Here is a 15,154-nt window from a genome sequence, read left to right as displayed (position 1 = left end):
AAAACAGAAAAACCCGGAACCAGGTTCCGGGTTTTTTTATGCCTGACAGGCCGTCAGCGGGTCGTTTCTGTCGGTGGAATCGATTGCCTCAATCGAAAAATACCCACAATATCTTTGCGCCAACTCCCTTTTTGACCGATTCAGAGCAGCTCAAGCAGCTCCATGGGGTGATGAATGATCCCCTTCGGCGAGGCGGAGCGAAGAACATCGACAGAGCCCGCCCCGTAAGACACCCCCACGCCGATGGCGCCGGCCCGGTTGGCCATCTCCAGATCAAACAGGGCATCGCCCACCATCACCGCCCTGCCCGGCTGGCAGTTCAGCTCGCCGCACAGCTGCAGGATCATGTCGGGGTGAGGCTTGGAGGCCGCCTCGCTGGGGGTCCGGCTGGCGTCGAACAGCGGACGCAGTCCAGACACGTCCAGCACCCTCTCCAGGCCCTGGCGTCCCTTACCTGTGGCCACCGCCAACTGATACCCCTGCCCCTTGAGTTCATGCAGCAGCGCTTCGGCGCCATCAAACAGAGGAGTGGGCACATCGGAGCGCTCCAGGTACCAGCTGCGATAGGCCTGGATAAAGGGCTCCACCCGCTCTGGCGCCATCTCCGGCACCAGGGTGTCGATGGCAGACTCGATGGAGAGGCCAATGATGGAGCGGACCGAGTCGGCAGAGTTCACCGCCATGGACAGCTCGGCGCAGGCACGCTGCCAGCTGTCGACGATGCGGTCCACCGAATCCATCAGGGTGCCGTCCCAGTCGAAGATCACCAGGTCACAGTGGCTCATGCGGCCCCCTCAGTCTTCATCTGCTTAATCAGCTTCTGCAGCTTGGGCTCCAGAGGCGCCTCCAGCTCCATGGTGACCTCCTCCCCCGGATGGAGGAAGCGCAGCTTGTGAGCGTGCAGGAACAGGCGATTGAGCCCCCTGCCCTTCATGGTACGGTCGAAGCTATCGTCACCGTAGCGGTCGTCACAGGCTATGGGGTGGCCCTTGCACTGGGTGTGCACCCGGATCTGGTGGGTACGGCCGGTAATGGGGCTGGCCTCCACCAGGGTGGCGTCGGAGCCAAAACGCTCCAGCACCCGGAAGCGGGTCTCTGACGGCTTGCCGTCGCCGCTGACCCGCACCATGCGCTCACCGGAATTGAGGGTGTTCTTCAGCAGGGGCTCATTGACAACACGGTCTCTGTCCTGCCATTTGCCCTTCACCAACGCCAGGTACTGCTTCTTCATGGTCTTGCTGCGCAGCTGGTCCTGCATATGCTTCAGGGCGCTGCGTCGCTTGGCCAGCATCAGCAGGCCTGAGGTGGCCCGGTCCAGCCGATGCACCAGCTCCAGGTTCTTCTCCTTGGGCCTGAGGGCACGCAGGGCCTCGATGACGCCGAAGTTCACCCCGCTGCCACCGTGCACCGCAATGCCGGAGGGCTTGTTGATCACCAGGATCAGCTTGTCCTCATAGACGATGCACTCCTCCAGCTGAGCCACCTTGGTGAGCTTGGCCGAGGGCAGGTTGTCCTGCTGAGACTTTTCAGAAACACGAATGGGGGCGATCCGCAGCTGGTCACCGGCCTGCAACTTGTACTCGGGCTTGATCCGTTTCTTGTTGACCCGGACCTCACCTTTGCGAAGCAGTCGATAAATAAGACTTTTAGGAACCCCTTTGAGGAAAGTGCGCAAAAAGTTATCAATCCGCTGGCCCTCGTAGTCGGGCTCCACGGTCACCCATTGCACCTTGGGTGAATTACTCTGTGATGAATCAGTCATGGGCGCCATTGTACACCTATTCGCACTCAGGCGGACAATATGGAGAATGTTGATTGCCGCAAGAGGCGTAAGTTGCTATATTCTTGCCGTTGCAGCTTGACTAAAAGTTGAATTTTTAGCGCGTCTGCACAGATTTGGTCCTGCTATCGGTTTTTATAGATAAGACCTTCGATGCCAGGTCCGGGACAGTGAGGAACTCTCTCCTGCCATAGGACCGGCACGAACCTCCAACCGAGCAGTTGACCCCCTAAACAGGAATGCAAAATCGGAAACCGTTTCAGGTCCTCCGTCCGGTGACGTACCGGGATAGAATTTCGGCCGCAACGCCCCATGGCGCTGCGGCAGCAGTTGTAAGCTGCACAGCAAAGTGAACCGGGGTTGAGACAGAGCATCTGCGGCGTGCCCGCAGCCAACCCCCCAAGTAACCTGATGTGTTGATGGGCAAAGCCCCGGTCAACCAGTCGTGAGACTGCCTAAAAATTGATTCTGGGGCGCCGGTGCAGCCGACGCTCGACCTGAAAGCGGTGACCAATGGAAAATTGGACCACCCAAAATGAAAAGAATGTTGATCAACGCAACTCAATCCGAAGAGTTGCGTGTTGCCCTGGTTGATGGGCAACGTTTATACGACCTGGATATTGAAGCACCAGGTCACGAGCAGAAAAAAGCCAACATCTACAAGGGTAAAATCACCCGCGTAGAGCCCTCTCTGGAAGCCGCCTTCGTGGACTACGGCTCAGAGCGTCACGGCTTCCTTCCCCTGAAAGAGATCGCCCGCGAGTACTTCCCTGAAGGTTACTCCTTCCAAGGTCGCCCCAACATCAAAGAGGTGATTAAAGAGGGTCAGGAAGTGATCGTTCAGGTGGACAAAGAGGAGCGTGGCAGCAAGGGCGCCGCCCTGACCACCTTCATCAGCCTGGCCGGTAGCTACCTGGTTCTGATGCCCAACAACCCTCGTGCCGGTGGTATCTCCCGCCGTATCGAAGGCGATGAGCGCACCGAACTCAAGGATGCCCTGAGCCAGCTGACCGTGCCCCAGGGCATGGGCCTTATTGTTCGCACCGCCGGCGTCGGCAAAGCCGCCGAAGAGCTGGAGTGGGATCTCAAGGTACTGCTGAACCACTGGGACAAGATCCAGGAGGTCTCCCAATCCCGTGCCGCACCTTTCCTGATTCACCAGGAAAGCAACGTGATTGTGCGCGCCATTCGCGACTACCTGCGCCGTGACATCGGTGAAATCCTGGTGGATCACCCCCGCATCTACGACGAAGCGGTCCAGCACATCAACCTGGTGCGCCCCGACTACGTCAGCCGCGTCAAACAGTACAAGGCCGAAGTGCCGCTGTTTACCCACTACCAGATCGAAAGCCAGATTGAGTCTGCCTTCCAGCGTGAAGTGCGCCTGCCCTCTGGCGGTTCCATCGTTATCGACCCCACCGAAGCGCTGACCGCCATCGACATCAACTCCGCCCGTGCAACCAAGGGTGGCGATATCGAAGAGACCGCGCTGCAGACCAACCTGGAAGCCGCCGATGAGATCGCCCGCCAGCTGCGTCTGCGCGACTTGGGCGGCCTGGTGGTTATCGACTTTATCGACATGGGCCCTGTGCGCCATCAGCGTGAAGTGGAAAACCGCCTGCGTGACGCCGTACGTCAGGACCGGGCCCGCGTCCAGATCGGCCGCATCTCCCGCTTCGGCCTGATGGAGATGTCCCGTCAGCGCCTGCGCCCCTCCCTGGGTGAGTCCTCGGCACACATCTGCCCCCGCTGTAGCGGACAGGGTGTGGTGCGTGGCACCGAGTCCCTGGCTCTGTCCATCCTTCGCCTGATGGAAGAGGAAGCGATCAAGGACAACACCGCCCAGATCGAAGCCCAGGTGCCCACCGACGTGGCCGCCTTCCTGCTGAACGAAAAGCGCAAAGCGATTCGCATCATCGAGGAGCGTCACAAGGTTGAGGTGTACGTGATTCCTCATCCGCACATGGAGACCCCACACTACACCGTGGCACGTCACCGTAAGGATGACACCATCACCGAAGCCAGCTACACCATTGCTGAAGCGCCAGAGCCGGTACTCTATGAGCCGCGCAAACTGGAGAAGAAGATTGCTGACCGTCCTGCCATCCGTGCCATGGAGGCGCCTAAGCCTGAAGAGCTGAAGCTGCAATCCAAGGTGAAGCAGGAGAAAGCCAAACCTCAGCCTAAGAAGGATAATAAGTCCAAGGTTGAGGAGGAGAAGCCCTCTTTGCTGACCAAGCTGGCCAGCGCCCTCAAGTCCCTGTTCGGCGGCGAAGAGGAGCAGCCTAAGCAGGAAGAGAAGAGGGAATCCCGTGACGGTAAGCGCGGCGACCGCCGTCGTAACGACCGTCGTCGTGGCGAGCGCGGTGACCGCAAAGAGCGTGGCGACCGTAAAGAGCGTGGCGACCGTAAAGAGCGTGGCGACCGCAAAGAGCGTGGCGAACGCAAAGAGCGTGGCGAGCGCAAAGAGCGTGGCGAACGCCAGGAGCGTGGCGAACGCCAGGAACGCGGCGAACGCCAGGAGCGTGGCGAGCGTCCGGAGCGCGGCGAGCGTAAAGACCGCCGTCGCCGTGATGACCGTCGCGACGAGCAAAAGTCTCAAGAGCGGCAGGAGCGTCGTCAGTCCGAGCAACAGGCCCGCTCTGAAGAGAAGCAGGAGCAGCCGACCCGCCAGCGCCGTCGTCGCAAGGATCTGGAACCCGACGCCGCCGAAGCCGGAGTAGCCGCTGAAACTCAGGAGTCTCCAAAGCAGGAGAAGCGTGAGCGCGAAGTGGTGAAGGAGCGTCGTCAACGCCGCAAGATGGACAAATCTGTTCGCCTGAGCGCAGAGGGCCGCGACAGCGCCCCAGCTGCCAAGGCTGAAGAGACCGCCCCTGTTGCCGAGGAAGCACCAAAGGCCGTTGAGACTCAGATTGCTGAAGTCACTGCCACCGAAGCCCCAGTGGAAACCAAAGCCGACGCCATGCCCAAGGCTCAGGAGAGCATGGAGGCCAAGGCCGAGGAGACTCAGGCTGCCGAGGGTGAAAACGGCGAGAACGGCGAAGAGGGCGAGCGTGAAAACAACCGCCGCAGCCGTCGCAGCCCACGTCACCTGCGTGCCGCCGGCCAGCGCCGTCGTCGCAAGCGCGATGATGACAATGGTGAAGGCGAAGCGGACTCTGCCGACCTGGAAGCGGAAGCGCAGAAAGATCCTGTGACCGCCCGCTACCCTGAAGCCACCGAGATGGCGGAAGAGACCCAGCTGGAGATGTTCGACGCTCAGGCAGATGCCCCTCAAACTGACTCTGAGGAGAAAGCGGAAACGCCTAAGCCTCGCCGCAGCCGTCAGCCTCGCAGCCGCAAGCCAAAATCGGACAAGGGTGAAGCCAAGAGCAGCGATGCCGCCGAACCCAAGGCGGTAGAAGCCAAAGCCGAAGCCCCCAAGGCGGTAGAAGCCAAAGCCGAAGCGCCCAAGGCGGTAGAAGCCAAAGCCGAAGCCCCCAAGGCGGTAGAAGCCAAAGCCGAAGCCCCCAAGGCAGTAGAAGCCAAAGCCGAAGCGCCCAAGGCAGAAGCCAAAGCCGAAGCCCCCAAGGCAGAAGCCAAAGCCGAAGCGCCCAAGGCGGTGGAAGCCAAGGCCGCAGAAGCCAAGGCCGCCGAGCCCAAGGCGGTGGAAGCCAAGGCCGCCGAGCCCAAGGCTGTGGAAGCCAAAGCCGCCGAACCTAAGGTAGTGGAAGCCAAGGCCGCCGAGCCCAAGGCTGTGGAAGCCAAAGCCGCCGAGCCTAAGGCTGCTGGCAGCCGCTTTGCCAAGGCCGCGTTCTCCCAAGCCGCCACCCCAGAGGTAGAGGTTCCGGAGTTTGAGCCTGTGGTCGTACCTAAGAGTGAAGAGGCTAAGGTGGAAGCCAAGCCTAACGATTTTGCTCAGAGCCGCTACCGCTTCTCCTCCAACGCCGGCACGACCAAGCCGACCGACGCAGAGTAAGCGCAGCGACCAGAAAAACCGGCAGCCCAGTCTGCCGGTTTTTTTATGCCCCGGCTTTAACCTTTATCTCGGCCCTGAATTTGCGCGCCTTTGCAGTTTTTTATCGGGAATGAAGGCCAAAATGTGCCGTGGATAACATCCTGATAAAAATCCTTTACGAGCACTGAACTTGGACCATTAGAGTGAATACTAAGAAGGTAGTTAATCGGTTTTAGGAGTGATTCTTGATGAATCCCATCAGAGGCCTGTTGTTGGGTCTGCTACTTATTTTCCTCTCCCCTTTGAGCCAAGCCGCCGATGCGGACTGGTTTACCCATGACAGTGCTGGCGAACCCAGAGTCACCCTCTACTTCTTCTGGTCTGAAACCTGCCCGCACTGCGCCGAAGCGCACCCCTTCATCGAGGACAAGCTGCTGGCTCAGTATCCCTGGATTGATCTCAAGGATTACAAGGTACAGGATGCAGGCACTCGCGCCCACTGGCAGAAGGTGGCCAAGCTGACCGGGACCGAGCCCACCTCGGTACCCTTTATGGCGGTATGCGGCACACCCATTGTGGGCTACACCAGCGAACAGACCACCGGACAGTTCCTGGAGAACCAGTTGCGCGCCTGTTACCAACGCCTGGGGGGCAACCTCAGCGGCATCGCCCCTGTGGCCAGCGACAGCATCGACATGGACGCGCCTCTGGACCTGGGGGCCCAGTGTGGCGACAGTGACGACGGCACCTGCGGCATCACCGATATGAATGCACCCGCGGTACAGCCCGTGGAGCTGCCCTTTATCGGGGTGGTCAACCCTGAGAAGCTTTCCCTGCCCGCCCTGACCGTGGTGTTGGCCGGTGTGGACGCTTTCAACCCCTGCGCCTTCTTTGTTCTGCTGTTCCTGCTGAGTGTGATGGTGAACGCCAAGAGCCGGGGCCGCATGCTGATTGTGGGCGGCATCTTCGTGTTCTTCTCAGGCCTGATCTACTTCCTGTTCATGACCGCCTGGCTCAACCTGTTCCAACTGCTGGGCGACGGCTCCGATGGCGGCTGGATCATCCTGGCTGCGGGGATGCTGGCCATTGTCGCCGGTATCATCAACGTCAAAGAGTTCTTCCTGCAACGGGGAGAGATCTCCCTCTCCATGTCGGCAGAGAACCGAACAGGCCTGATCAAACGTATGGGCAAGCTCTCCAGCGCCTCCAGCCTGGCGGCAATGATCGTCGGCTCCACCGTGCTGGCGATTCTGGCCAATGCCTACGAACTGCTGTGCACCGCCGGTTTCCCGATGATCTACACCAGCGTGCTCTCCATGCACGACATGGCTGAGAGCACCCGTTACATGTACCTGGTGATGTACAACGTGGTGTATGTGATCCCTCTGGCAGCCATTGTGACCGTATTCGCCCTGACCATGGGCAAGCGCAAGCTGACCGAGAAGGAGGGCCAGACCCTGAAGCTGATGTCCGGCGTGATGATGCTCTCTCTGGGCGGCACCCTGGCGATCAACCCCAATGCACTTCAGAGTCCCGTAGTGGCCATCGGCATGATTCTGGCTGCCATAGTGGTCACCGCCATCGTCGTGCCCATCAAGCGCCGCTGGGAGCGCAAACAGGCGTAAGGGCATGCTGACCTTTGCTGAATATTTTTGCGCTAACGTGTTTGCCTGCGATAGAACCAAGTTAGCCGGAGATTGCTCAAGCTGGGTTTATAACTGGTTAGTTCGCCGCGCCCTCCGGGGCCGGCCTGGCGACAACCACTCGGCGTCGTTCGATTTTGACGTAGAACCACTATGCCTACAATCGAACTCCTTGATTGCTTGCCGCCATTATCGGCCAAAATCTAACCAGCAAAGATAAGCACGCCCTAAGGCTTGCAGACAAGAAAAAGCCGGCTGATTGAGCCGGCTTTTTCATTCCTTGTCGCTGGCGGGCCTAACGCGCCAAACGCTCTATCCAGCGGTCCGCCGCCTGCTCCAGCAGGTCGAGCACCAGCTCGAAGCCATCGCTGCCACCATAATAGGGGTCGGGCACCTCCCCGGATTCCACGATCATATCCAGCTTGTACGCCAGGTGATCCGGACAACGTGACTTGAGGTCCAGCAAGTTACTGCCATCGGCAGCCAGAATCAGATCGAACTGCTCAAAATCCTCATCGGTGACCCGCCGCGCCCGCATCCCGGAAAAGTTATAGCCTCGCTGACGCCCGGCGGCGGCGGAGCGCCTGTCCGGCTGCTCTCCGGCGTGGTAGGCATCGGTCCCGGCAGAGTCCAGCATCAGTGGCAGGCCGGCGGACTCAAACCGGTGACGAAACACCGCCTCCGCCGACGGCGAGCGGCAAATGTTGCCGAGGCAGACAAAAAGTACAGAGGAAACAGTCTTGTAATTCATAAGGCCAATCTAAGTCGAATCTGCAATAACGGGCCCAGCCTAACAGAACCCGTGAGGGACGGCGAGCACTCGGCCAGCCTCAGCCGACTCAATGAAAATGCAGATCCGCGTCGATCTCCTCATCGGTGATCTGCTCGGGCACATCAAAGCGCCAACGAACCAGCCACACCCACCCCAGGGCCAGGGCCACAACAAACATCAACGTCAGGATAAAATGGATGATTGCGGTAACAAGAGTTGAAGATACAGACATGACCACCTCTCCAGTATCGATGACTTGCCTGGCAACAGGGGCTTTCACCAAACCGCTTGAAACCGGCTTGTTGTCGACCTGCTGCTCAGACCCAATCCTTTGTACTTAGAGGGTAATCTGAAATTTTAGGCATTTCCGCCTAATTTTTGTTCACGCCTGTCCTTGCCAGTCCAACTCGGGAGCAGAATGGCATGCAGGGGGGGTGCTGACCTGTTTCAGGTCCGGGTTGCGGTCCAGTAGATGAAAGCCACAATGGGCACAATCAGCAGCAACTGACCCAGCACATCCTGGGTGAATAACACATGAGAGATGAAATACCAGTCCATGGGTACCTCCTTTGACAGAGAAGGCGGAGGAGGAGGCTGACCAACTCGCCTGGGCAACCCCCTTTACTATGGAGCCTGCCTTTAAAGTATAGTCTGCCTTGTCTGTGGCTGTTGGCAGCTTGCCTCTAGTTAACTGATAAGCCTAGGGAAAAAGGGGGTGTCCAACCGAAGTCAGACACCCCCAGGCTCCAGGGTCAGGGTTGCAATTTGAATCTGTCCACCAGGCCACTCAGCTGCTGATTGGCGGCAGCCAGGCTGCGGGCGCTGTTGGCCACCTTTTCGCCATTATCACTGAGCTCCATGGCCATGGACTGGAGGGAGTGAACGTTCTTGCTGATCTCTTCACTGACGGCGCTCTGCTGGCGCGCCGCCTGATCGATGCGGCCACTGAGCTGATCGATGTCGCCAATGGCACTGCCCATCAGCTCCAGACTGTCAGTCACCCGCTCGGTGTTTTCCGCCACCAGGGTGCAACTGCTTCGGGTGTTGTGGACCATGGCGACCGCATCGCCGGCACTCTGAGTCAGTTGGCTGATGATCTGATTGATCTCGGCGGTACTGCCCTGGGTACGGGAAGCCAGGTTGCGTACCTCGTCGGCCACCACGGCGAACCCTCGTCCCTGCTCCCCGGCTCTGGCCGCTTCAATGGCCGCGTTGAGGGCCAGCAGGTTGGTCTGCTCGGCGATCTCGCCTATCACCCCCAGCACCGAGGCGATCTTCTGGGTATCCCGGTTCATGGAATCTATGCCGCCCGCCGCCTGTTCCATCTCGCCGATCAGCGCCCTGACGCTGTCCGAGGCCTGTTTGACCGTAGTGCGCGACTCCTGGGCCTGACCTGTGGCCGAGTGGGTCATGGCGGAGGTATCCGCGGCTCCCTCGGCAACGGTGTCGGCACTGGCACTGACCTGGGTAATGGCCGTGGCCGCCAGGGAGGTCTCCCTGGCATGACGCTCCAGTGCCAGGCTGTTGCGCTGGGTCTGGTTGTCCAGCTCCGCCAGGGACAGGGTGATGTGGTCACTGGTCTGCTTCACCTCCAGCATCATCCCCTGCAAGTTCTCCACAAACTGATTAAACGCCTTACGAATCGCCCCAAGCTCATCCTCGGTCTTCACCTCCAGCCTGGCGGTCAGATCCGCGTCTCCGGTACACAGGTTTTCGATTCTGGCCTGAAGATCGCGCATCTCAGCGATAATCTTATTGAGCAGGAATACCGACAGTCCCATGGTCAGCACCAGAAGTACCAGAGAATAGCTGATGCTCTTCAGCACCTCGGCACTGAACAGCTCAGCCATTGCCCCGCTCAGCCCCTGCTCGATGTCAGTCACCTCCTGCTCAAAGGCGCCGGTGACGATGATCCAGTCCCAACGGGGAAATACCGCCCGGGCATAGGTGATGCGCGACGCTCGTTCACCGGTCGAGGGGTTAGGCTCCAGGGTCTTAAGCACCGTTTCTTTGCGACTGGCCAGTGCCTCGGTCACCGCCTGGGTCGCCGGGGTCATCGTCCCCACCAGAGCCGGGTCCGGATGGGCGAGAATCTGCCCCTGACGGTCCTGGATCCAGAAATAGCCAAACTCCCCAAATCTGGATTCTGCCACCGCCGTCAGTACCGATTCCCTGGCTGAGGTCTTGAGGGTACTCAGGTACTCCCCTGTGCCGATGACCAGGTTCAGGGGTTCAAAGTAGAAGGAGGCGGAGAGTTTCTCCTCCACCAGGCCGGTGGCCGGGTTGGTAAAGAAATAACTGGCGAAACCGATGTCACTGCTGCGGGCGGAGCCCACGATGTCTCGGGCGTAGAAATTGCCCTTCTCATCCTGGGCATCCCTGGAGTTCCCCACCGCCACTTCACCATTTCCCGAGGCTTCATTGGCCAGGGTCTCTGCATCGTAGGCAAAGAGGTAACGCCCCTCTCCCCAGCGATACTCATTGATGAAGGTGTAAAGCAGCATCATCTCATCGTCGGTCAGGTTGTTCTCATACATCCTTGCCACCGAGTCACGCACCGAGATCAGTTCTTTGGCCAGCGCCTGTCGAATCTGCTGCTCCTCTGTGGCCCGGTAAGCCACCCCCACTCCCCGAACCAGGGTCTCCACCTGCCCAGCCAGGTTATCCCGTATCAGCCCCTCAACCCGGGCAGAGACCTGCTGTTGTTGCTGGTCGAGCACCTTGGATTCGATCCAATAGAGGTTGGCACCGAAGAAACTGCTGACAGCCAGCAGCACTCCGGCAATAAGAATGGCCAATTTCCAGCGAATGGTGAGGGTCATCAGGGGCTCCAGCCGACCTTTATTTAAGCCATATCTAATAAAGCTGGAGACAATATTTCAATATCTGAAAAAAGGATTTTCACCAGTTGTGGAGGCTCTCCTGTTTTGGGGGGCTGCCGAATAAATTTTAGCCGCCGCCACTCCAGGTTATGCTAGGAAGATCACACTGAAAATTCTGTGAGTTTTACCAGTCAGAGCAGCGCACTCTGCAGTTGTTGCATCAGCCCCTCTCCCCCCTGCTGATTAACATAGTCGAGCAGTATCTGGCTGAAACTGGCCACCATCTCCGGCGACAGCCCCAAGGAGGCAAAAGCGTCATTCAATCCCATCAGGGCACCGCCACTCTGCCCCAGCACGGTTCCGAGCAAACCGGCCGTTCCGTTGCCCTCCCCCATTTTGGCCAGCAAATCCCCGCCCATCTGCACCAGGCCGTCCATCTCAGGCAACACCTGGGACAGCTGACTCAGGGTTTCTGGCGCCAGGTTGGGCTCGGCGGTCGCCAACAGGGCACCTATTCCACCACTGGCCTGTTCCTGGGACACCCCCAGTTGGGAAGTCACCAGACCCAGAAGGTCATCCATCGCCTGTACCGGCGCGGAAACACAGAGCAGAGAGAGCAACAGGGGGGCAAACAGCTTCAGCATGGGAGACTCCAGATGGCCAATGTCCATCAAGCATAGACCAGAGCTACCCCGGCCACTGCCTATTTGGAGGTAGAAGACTCACGGGCTGACCGGGCGCAGATCACAGCCACTGATTCAGGGCATTCACCAGGGCTTCCCTGTGGATCGGCTTATGCAGCACCGCATCCATACCGGCATCCAGGCACATGCGATGGGCCTCGGCGGTGGTGGTGGCGGTCAATGCCAGTATCGGCATCCGACACCCTCTGCGACGCAGCGCTTCGGTGGCGGAGTAGCCGTCCATCTCCGGCATGCTGCAGTCCATCAGGATCAGGTCAAAGGGCTGGGTACTGGCCTGCTGCAGCGCCTCCTTACCGTTTTCCACTATGGTCACCCGACACCCCTGGCGCTCCAGCATCATCCGCACCACCAGTTGATTGGCCTTGGTGTCCTCGGCCACCAGGATGTTGCCACTCTTGTGGACAGGCTTCTGCTCCCGCTCAGCGCTCTGCAGCTTGCAGCTCTCCAGCACCAGGGTGAAGTGGAATCGGCTGCCCTCCCCGAGATGACTCTCCACCTGCAGCTCGCCGCCAAGTCGCCTCACCAGCTTCTGGCTGATGGAGAGCCCGAGGCCGGTGCCGTTGCTCTCGCCCTTCTGCTGTGAAAAAGGCTCAAACAACTGGCCCATGAAGTCGGCGTTGATTCCGGGGCCGCTGTCGGTCACCGAGGTGATGACCTCGGTCCCCTTCTCCGATACCGCCCCCTTAAGGCCGAGTACCACGCTCCCGGACTCGGTATGGTTGATGGCGTTACCCAACAGGTTGAGCAGCACCTGGCGATAGCGGCTGGGGTCCAGTTTGACCAGCTCTGGCAGCCTGCCCTCCAGCCGATAATCCAATTCCAACCCCTTATCCGCCGCCATGGGCCGGACAATCTCCAGGGTGTCGCGACACAGCTGGTGCAGGTCGGTGGCTTTGTCATTCAGGCAGAACTGATCTGAGTCGATCTTGTTGTAGTCGAGCACATCGTTGATGAGTGCCAACAAGCTCTGACCGGATTGCGTCAGGACCCTGAGCAACTGACGCTGCTCACTCTCCAGATCGGTGGAGGCCAGCAGGTCGGCACAGCCCAGCACGCCATTCATTGGGGTGCGCAGCTCATGGGTCACCATCGCCAGGAACCGGGAGCGAAGGTTGGACATCCTGTGGGTCTCCTGCTCCGCCAGCTTCAGTTGGGTAAAGGCCAACCAGTTGTCATAGAAGGCGTTGAGCAAAGAGCACAGATCCCGCAGCAGAGATTGCTGAGTCTCCTGCCAAGGCAGTTCCCGCTCAAACAGCACCACCAGGCGCACCCCGACGTCCACCGACTGATGACCACAGAGATAGCCAGACTCCCTGAGCATCGCCTCACCGCTGACAAGAGGACCACTCTGACGCTTGGGCCAGGGGCCGTTATACAGACTGGGCCACCCCAGGGTCCGGCCTCGGCCCCACTCCAGCCCCACCCATTGGGCATCCAGGAGTAACCCCAGGCGGTTGAGACATTCTCGGATGGCATCAAAGGGCGCAACAACATTGCAGGCCAGCAACTCACGGCTGACGCCAAGCAGGTAGGTATCATAGCGTTGACGCAGGCGGATCTCCCCGGCCTGCTGCTGGTTCACCGCTTCCAGCCGCTGATTGGCCTGGTAGAGCTCCAGGCTCTTACTCTCCAGCAGCGCCTCCGCCTCCTCTCTGGCCAGGCGCTCTCTCTGATAGCGTTTCAGCCAGATGTCGGACATCAGTTCACCTGCTTGGTCAACCGGAAAGCCACTCGCGTCTTGCGCTCCTCACTGAGATCCTCCATGTCGATCCTGACCTGCTCCTTGAAGTGATCACAGCAGTGGGCAATCAGGCCATGGGCGATGTCGGCCAACCCCCGCTCGGAGTTGTAGATCACTTCCATGTAACCGTCCTCGGTGTGGGGAAATTCAAAGGTGGGCACCTCGGCGTGGGCATGGATCTTCTTCACCTGGGTGTGAATCTCATTCTCCACCACCTGAAGAAACTCAAAACTTTCATGGCACTGTGCCAAACGCTCGGGATAGAGGGTCAGCAGCCTGGGGAAAAGGTGATAGCCATAGGTGTAGAGCAGGTCAGGGACAGGCTTGCCAACGAGATCGGACAGGGTCGCCACCAGCTGAACCATCTCCTGGTGATCGTAGTTGCCGACCCGGGTGTAAGCCCCTCCGCTGGCAGGAGAGACTCGTTCCAACATGACTTCGGTAACGTCCGGGCCGAAGGTGTTATCAACAAGATCCAAAAACTCCGTAAAAATAATACCTTGCATTTTGCCTCCCTGGCATGGAGAAGGAGTCTGAGGATAAGCTTAGACCATTACTCTTCCTTAAGCCTATCTGCAAAACGCTGATAAATAGAGGCAACTTTAGGGGAGATCACCACCTGGCAGTAGGGCTGCCCACCATGACGCTCGTAATACTCCTGATGCCCCTCCTCGGCGACATAGAAGGGCGCGTCATCGGCAATTTCGGTCACTATGGGTGAGGAGAACAGGCCGGATGCCTCCAGGCGGCTGATAAAGGCCTCAACCCCCCGCCGCTGCGCCATGCCGTTGCACAGTACGATAGAGCGGTACTGGCTCCCCACATCCGCGCCCTGACGATTCAAGGTGGTGGGATCGTGGGCGGCAAAAAACAGTTCCAGCAGAGAATCCAGATCCACCAGGGCGGGATCGTAGTTGATGCGCACCACCTCGGCGTGCCCGGTACTGCCGCTGCACACCGCCTGATAACTGGGGTTGTCGCCCTGACCACCGGCGTATCCGCTCAGGACCGAGGTTACCCCTTTGACCCGGCGAAATACCGCCTCAATGCACCAGAAACAGCCTCCACCAAGGGTGAGAGTATCGCTGCCTGGCGCCTGCTGAGGCTCGAAGGCCAGACTCAGGGAGTTGACGCAGTGACGCTCGTTGGCCGGAGTCAGCCTTTCTCCTCGAAACACATGGCCCAGATGACCACCACAGGCGCTGCACAGTATCTCGGTGCGGCGGCCATCGGCATCCACCTGCTCGGTCACCGCCCCCGCCACCGGAACTTCGAACGCCGGCCAGCCGCACCCGGCGTCAAACTTTCCGTCGCTGTGATACAGGCGTGCTCCACAATCGCGACACAGATAGTGACCGTCGCTGCTGTGATTGAGGAACCGGCCACTGAAGGGGGGCTCGGTTCCCTTGTGGTGGAGTACCTGCTGTTCATCAGGAGTTAGTGGACGCTTGGGCATAGACTCTCCTTAGATTCGGCAAAGATCAACACACCCTAATGGGATTCCAGGCGCCAGCCGGCAGATTTCATACAGGTGGCAAAGCGGTCGTTGAAATTGGCCTGACTGTCATCAGTACGGCTGTTACACCTGTCCCGATCGGCCATAAAGGCCTGGCTGTCCTTAGTATCGTGCACCCAGGAGGCTTCAGGTTCTCCACAACCACTGAGCAACAACACTCCGCATAATCCCAAAAATCCAAGTCGCATAGCAGTTTTCCTTTTCCAGTTTTGGTCGTCACTGACCCTCAGACATAGTAC

At 59.2% G+C, this 15,154-nt stretch carries 12 protein-coding genes; 2 read left to right on the top strand and 10 right to left on the bottom strand.

What is annotated here, in order from left to right:
- Window positions 1-140: 140 nt before the first annotated feature.
- Window positions 141-785 carry an HAD-IA family hydrolase gene (locus tag ACN0RV_RS16925; RefSeq protein WP_417349431.1) on the bottom strand — a complete coding sequence of 215 codons (645 nt, stop codon included), beginning with the start codon at window positions 783-785 and terminating at the stop codon, window positions 141-143.
- Window positions 782-1,762, bottom strand: coding sequence for a 23S rRNA pseudouridine(955/2504/2580) synthase RluC (gene rluC, locus ACN0RV_RS16920; protein ID WP_417349429.1), 981 nt, complete (start codon window positions 1,760-1,762; stop codon window positions 782-784). The genes ACN0RV_RS16925 and rluC overlap by 4 nt, the downstream gene beginning before the upstream one ends.
- Window positions 1,763-2,315: 553 nt before the next feature.
- Here rluC and rne point away from each other — a divergent pair.
- Window positions 2,316-5,738, top strand: coding sequence for a ribonuclease E (rne, locus tag ACN0RV_RS16915; RefSeq protein WP_417349427.1), 3,423 nt, complete (start codon window positions 2,316-2,318; stop codon window positions 5,736-5,738).
- A gap of 227 nt (window positions 5,739-5,965) precedes the next feature.
- On the top strand, window positions 5,966-7,342 hold the full coding sequence (locus ACN0RV_RS16910) for a cytochrome C biosynthesis protein (protein ID WP_417349425.1): 1,377 nt from the start codon (window positions 5,966-5,968) through the stop codon (window positions 7,340-7,342).
- 313 nt (window positions 7,343-7,655) lie between these two features.
- Here ACN0RV_RS16910 and ACN0RV_RS16905 read toward each other — a convergent pair whose 3' ends face one another.
- From ACN0RV_RS16905 to ACN0RV_RS16870, 8 genes are all read right to left on the bottom strand, one after another.
- Window positions 7,656-8,111, bottom strand: a complete 456-nt coding sequence (locus ACN0RV_RS16905; protein ID WP_417349423.1) for a low molecular weight protein-tyrosine-phosphatase — start codon at window positions 8,109-8,111, stop codon at window positions 7,656-7,658.
- 88 nt (window positions 8,112-8,199) lie between these two features.
- Window positions 8,200-8,364 carry a hypothetical protein gene (locus ACN0RV_RS16900; protein WP_417349421.1) on the bottom strand — a complete coding sequence of 55 codons (165 nt, stop codon included), beginning with the start codon at window positions 8,362-8,364 and terminating at the stop codon, window positions 8,200-8,202.
- A 520-nt stretch (window positions 8,365-8,884) separates the two neighbouring features.
- Window positions 8,885-10,954: a methyl-accepting chemotaxis protein gene (locus tag ACN0RV_RS16895; protein WP_417349419.1), complete on the bottom strand. Its 2,070-nt coding sequence runs from the start codon at window positions 10,952-10,954 to the stop codon at window positions 8,885-8,887.
- A 191-nt stretch (window positions 10,955-11,145) separates the two neighbouring features.
- Window positions 11,146-11,598, bottom strand: coding sequence for a DUF2780 domain-containing protein (locus tag ACN0RV_RS16890; protein ID WP_417349417.1), 453 nt, complete (start codon window positions 11,596-11,598; stop codon window positions 11,146-11,148).
- Between the two features lie 100 nt (window positions 11,599-11,698).
- Window positions 11,699-13,357, bottom strand: coding sequence for a response regulator (locus ACN0RV_RS16885; RefSeq protein WP_417349415.1), 1,659 nt, complete (start codon window positions 13,355-13,357; stop codon window positions 11,699-11,701).
- Window positions 13,357-13,905, bottom strand: a complete 549-nt coding sequence (locus ACN0RV_RS16880; protein ID WP_417349413.1) for a heme NO-binding domain-containing protein — start codon at window positions 13,903-13,905, stop codon at window positions 13,357-13,359. The genes ACN0RV_RS16885 and ACN0RV_RS16880 overlap by 1 nt, the downstream gene beginning before the upstream one ends.
- Before the next feature lie 47 nt (window positions 13,906-13,952).
- On the bottom strand, window positions 13,953-14,855 hold the full coding sequence (locus ACN0RV_RS16875; RefSeq protein WP_417349411.1) for a bifunctional methionine sulfoxide reductase B/A protein: 903 nt from the start codon (window positions 14,853-14,855) through the stop codon (window positions 13,953-13,955).
- A gap of 35 nt (window positions 14,856-14,890) precedes the next feature.
- Window positions 14,891-15,103, bottom strand: a complete 213-nt coding sequence (locus ACN0RV_RS16870; RefSeq protein ID WP_417349409.1) for a hypothetical protein — start codon at window positions 15,101-15,103, stop codon at window positions 14,891-14,893.
- Window positions 15,104-15,154 lie beyond the last annotated feature (51 nt).

Origin of the sequence: Ferrimonas sp., from assembly GCF_048263965.1 — a bacterium.
Classification (GTDB): domain Bacteria; phylum Pseudomonadota; class Gammaproteobacteria; order Enterobacterales; family Shewanellaceae; genus Ferrimonas.
Note: the sequence above shows the minus strand (reverse complement) of the source record. Positions and strands in the feature narration are given on the sequence as shown.

Bases quoted from the DNA above. Each gene is read 5' to 3' on its own strand.
- ACN0RV_RS16925 (WP_417349431.1), bottom strand. From the start codon at position 785: ATGAGCCACTGTGACCTGGTGATCTTCGACTGGGACGGCACCCTGATG.
- rluC (WP_417349429.1), bottom strand. From the start codon at position 1,762: ATGACTGATTCATCACAGAGTAATTCACCCAAGGTGCAATGGGTGACC.
- rne (WP_417349427.1), top strand. From the start codon at position 2,316: ATGAAAAGAATGTTGATCAACGCAACTCAATCCGAAGAGTTGCGTGTT.
- ACN0RV_RS16910 (WP_417349425.1), top strand. From the start codon at position 5,966: ATGAATCCCATCAGAGGCCTGTTGTTGGGTCTGCTACTTATTTTCCTC.
- ACN0RV_RS16905 (WP_417349423.1), bottom strand. From the start codon at position 8,111: ATGAATTACAAGACTGTTTCCTCTGTACTTTTTGTCTGCCTCGGCAAC.
- ACN0RV_RS16900 (WP_417349421.1), bottom strand. From the start codon at position 8,364: ATGTCTGTATCTTCAACTCTTGTTACCGCAATCATCCATTTTATCCTG.
- ACN0RV_RS16895 (WP_417349419.1), bottom strand. From the start codon at position 10,954: ATGACCCTCACCATTCGCTGGAAATTGGCCATTCTTATTGCCGGAGTG.
- ACN0RV_RS16890 (WP_417349417.1), bottom strand. From the start codon at position 11,598: ATGCTGAAGCTGTTTGCCCCCCTGTTGCTCTCTCTGCTCTGTGTTTCC.
- ACN0RV_RS16885 (WP_417349415.1), bottom strand. From the start codon at position 13,357: ATGTCCGACATCTGGCTGAAACGCTATCAGAGAGAGCGCCTGGCCAGA.
- ACN0RV_RS16880 (WP_417349413.1), bottom strand. From the start codon at position 13,905: ATGCAAGGTATTATTTTTACGGAGTTTTTGGATCTTGTTGATAACACC.
- ACN0RV_RS16875 (WP_417349411.1), bottom strand. From the start codon at position 14,855: ATGCCCAAGCGTCCACTAACTCCTGATGAACAGCAGGTACTCCACCAC.
- ACN0RV_RS16870 (WP_417349409.1), bottom strand. From the start codon at position 15,103: ATGCGACTTGGATTTTTGGGATTATGCGGAGTGTTGTTGCTCAGTGGT.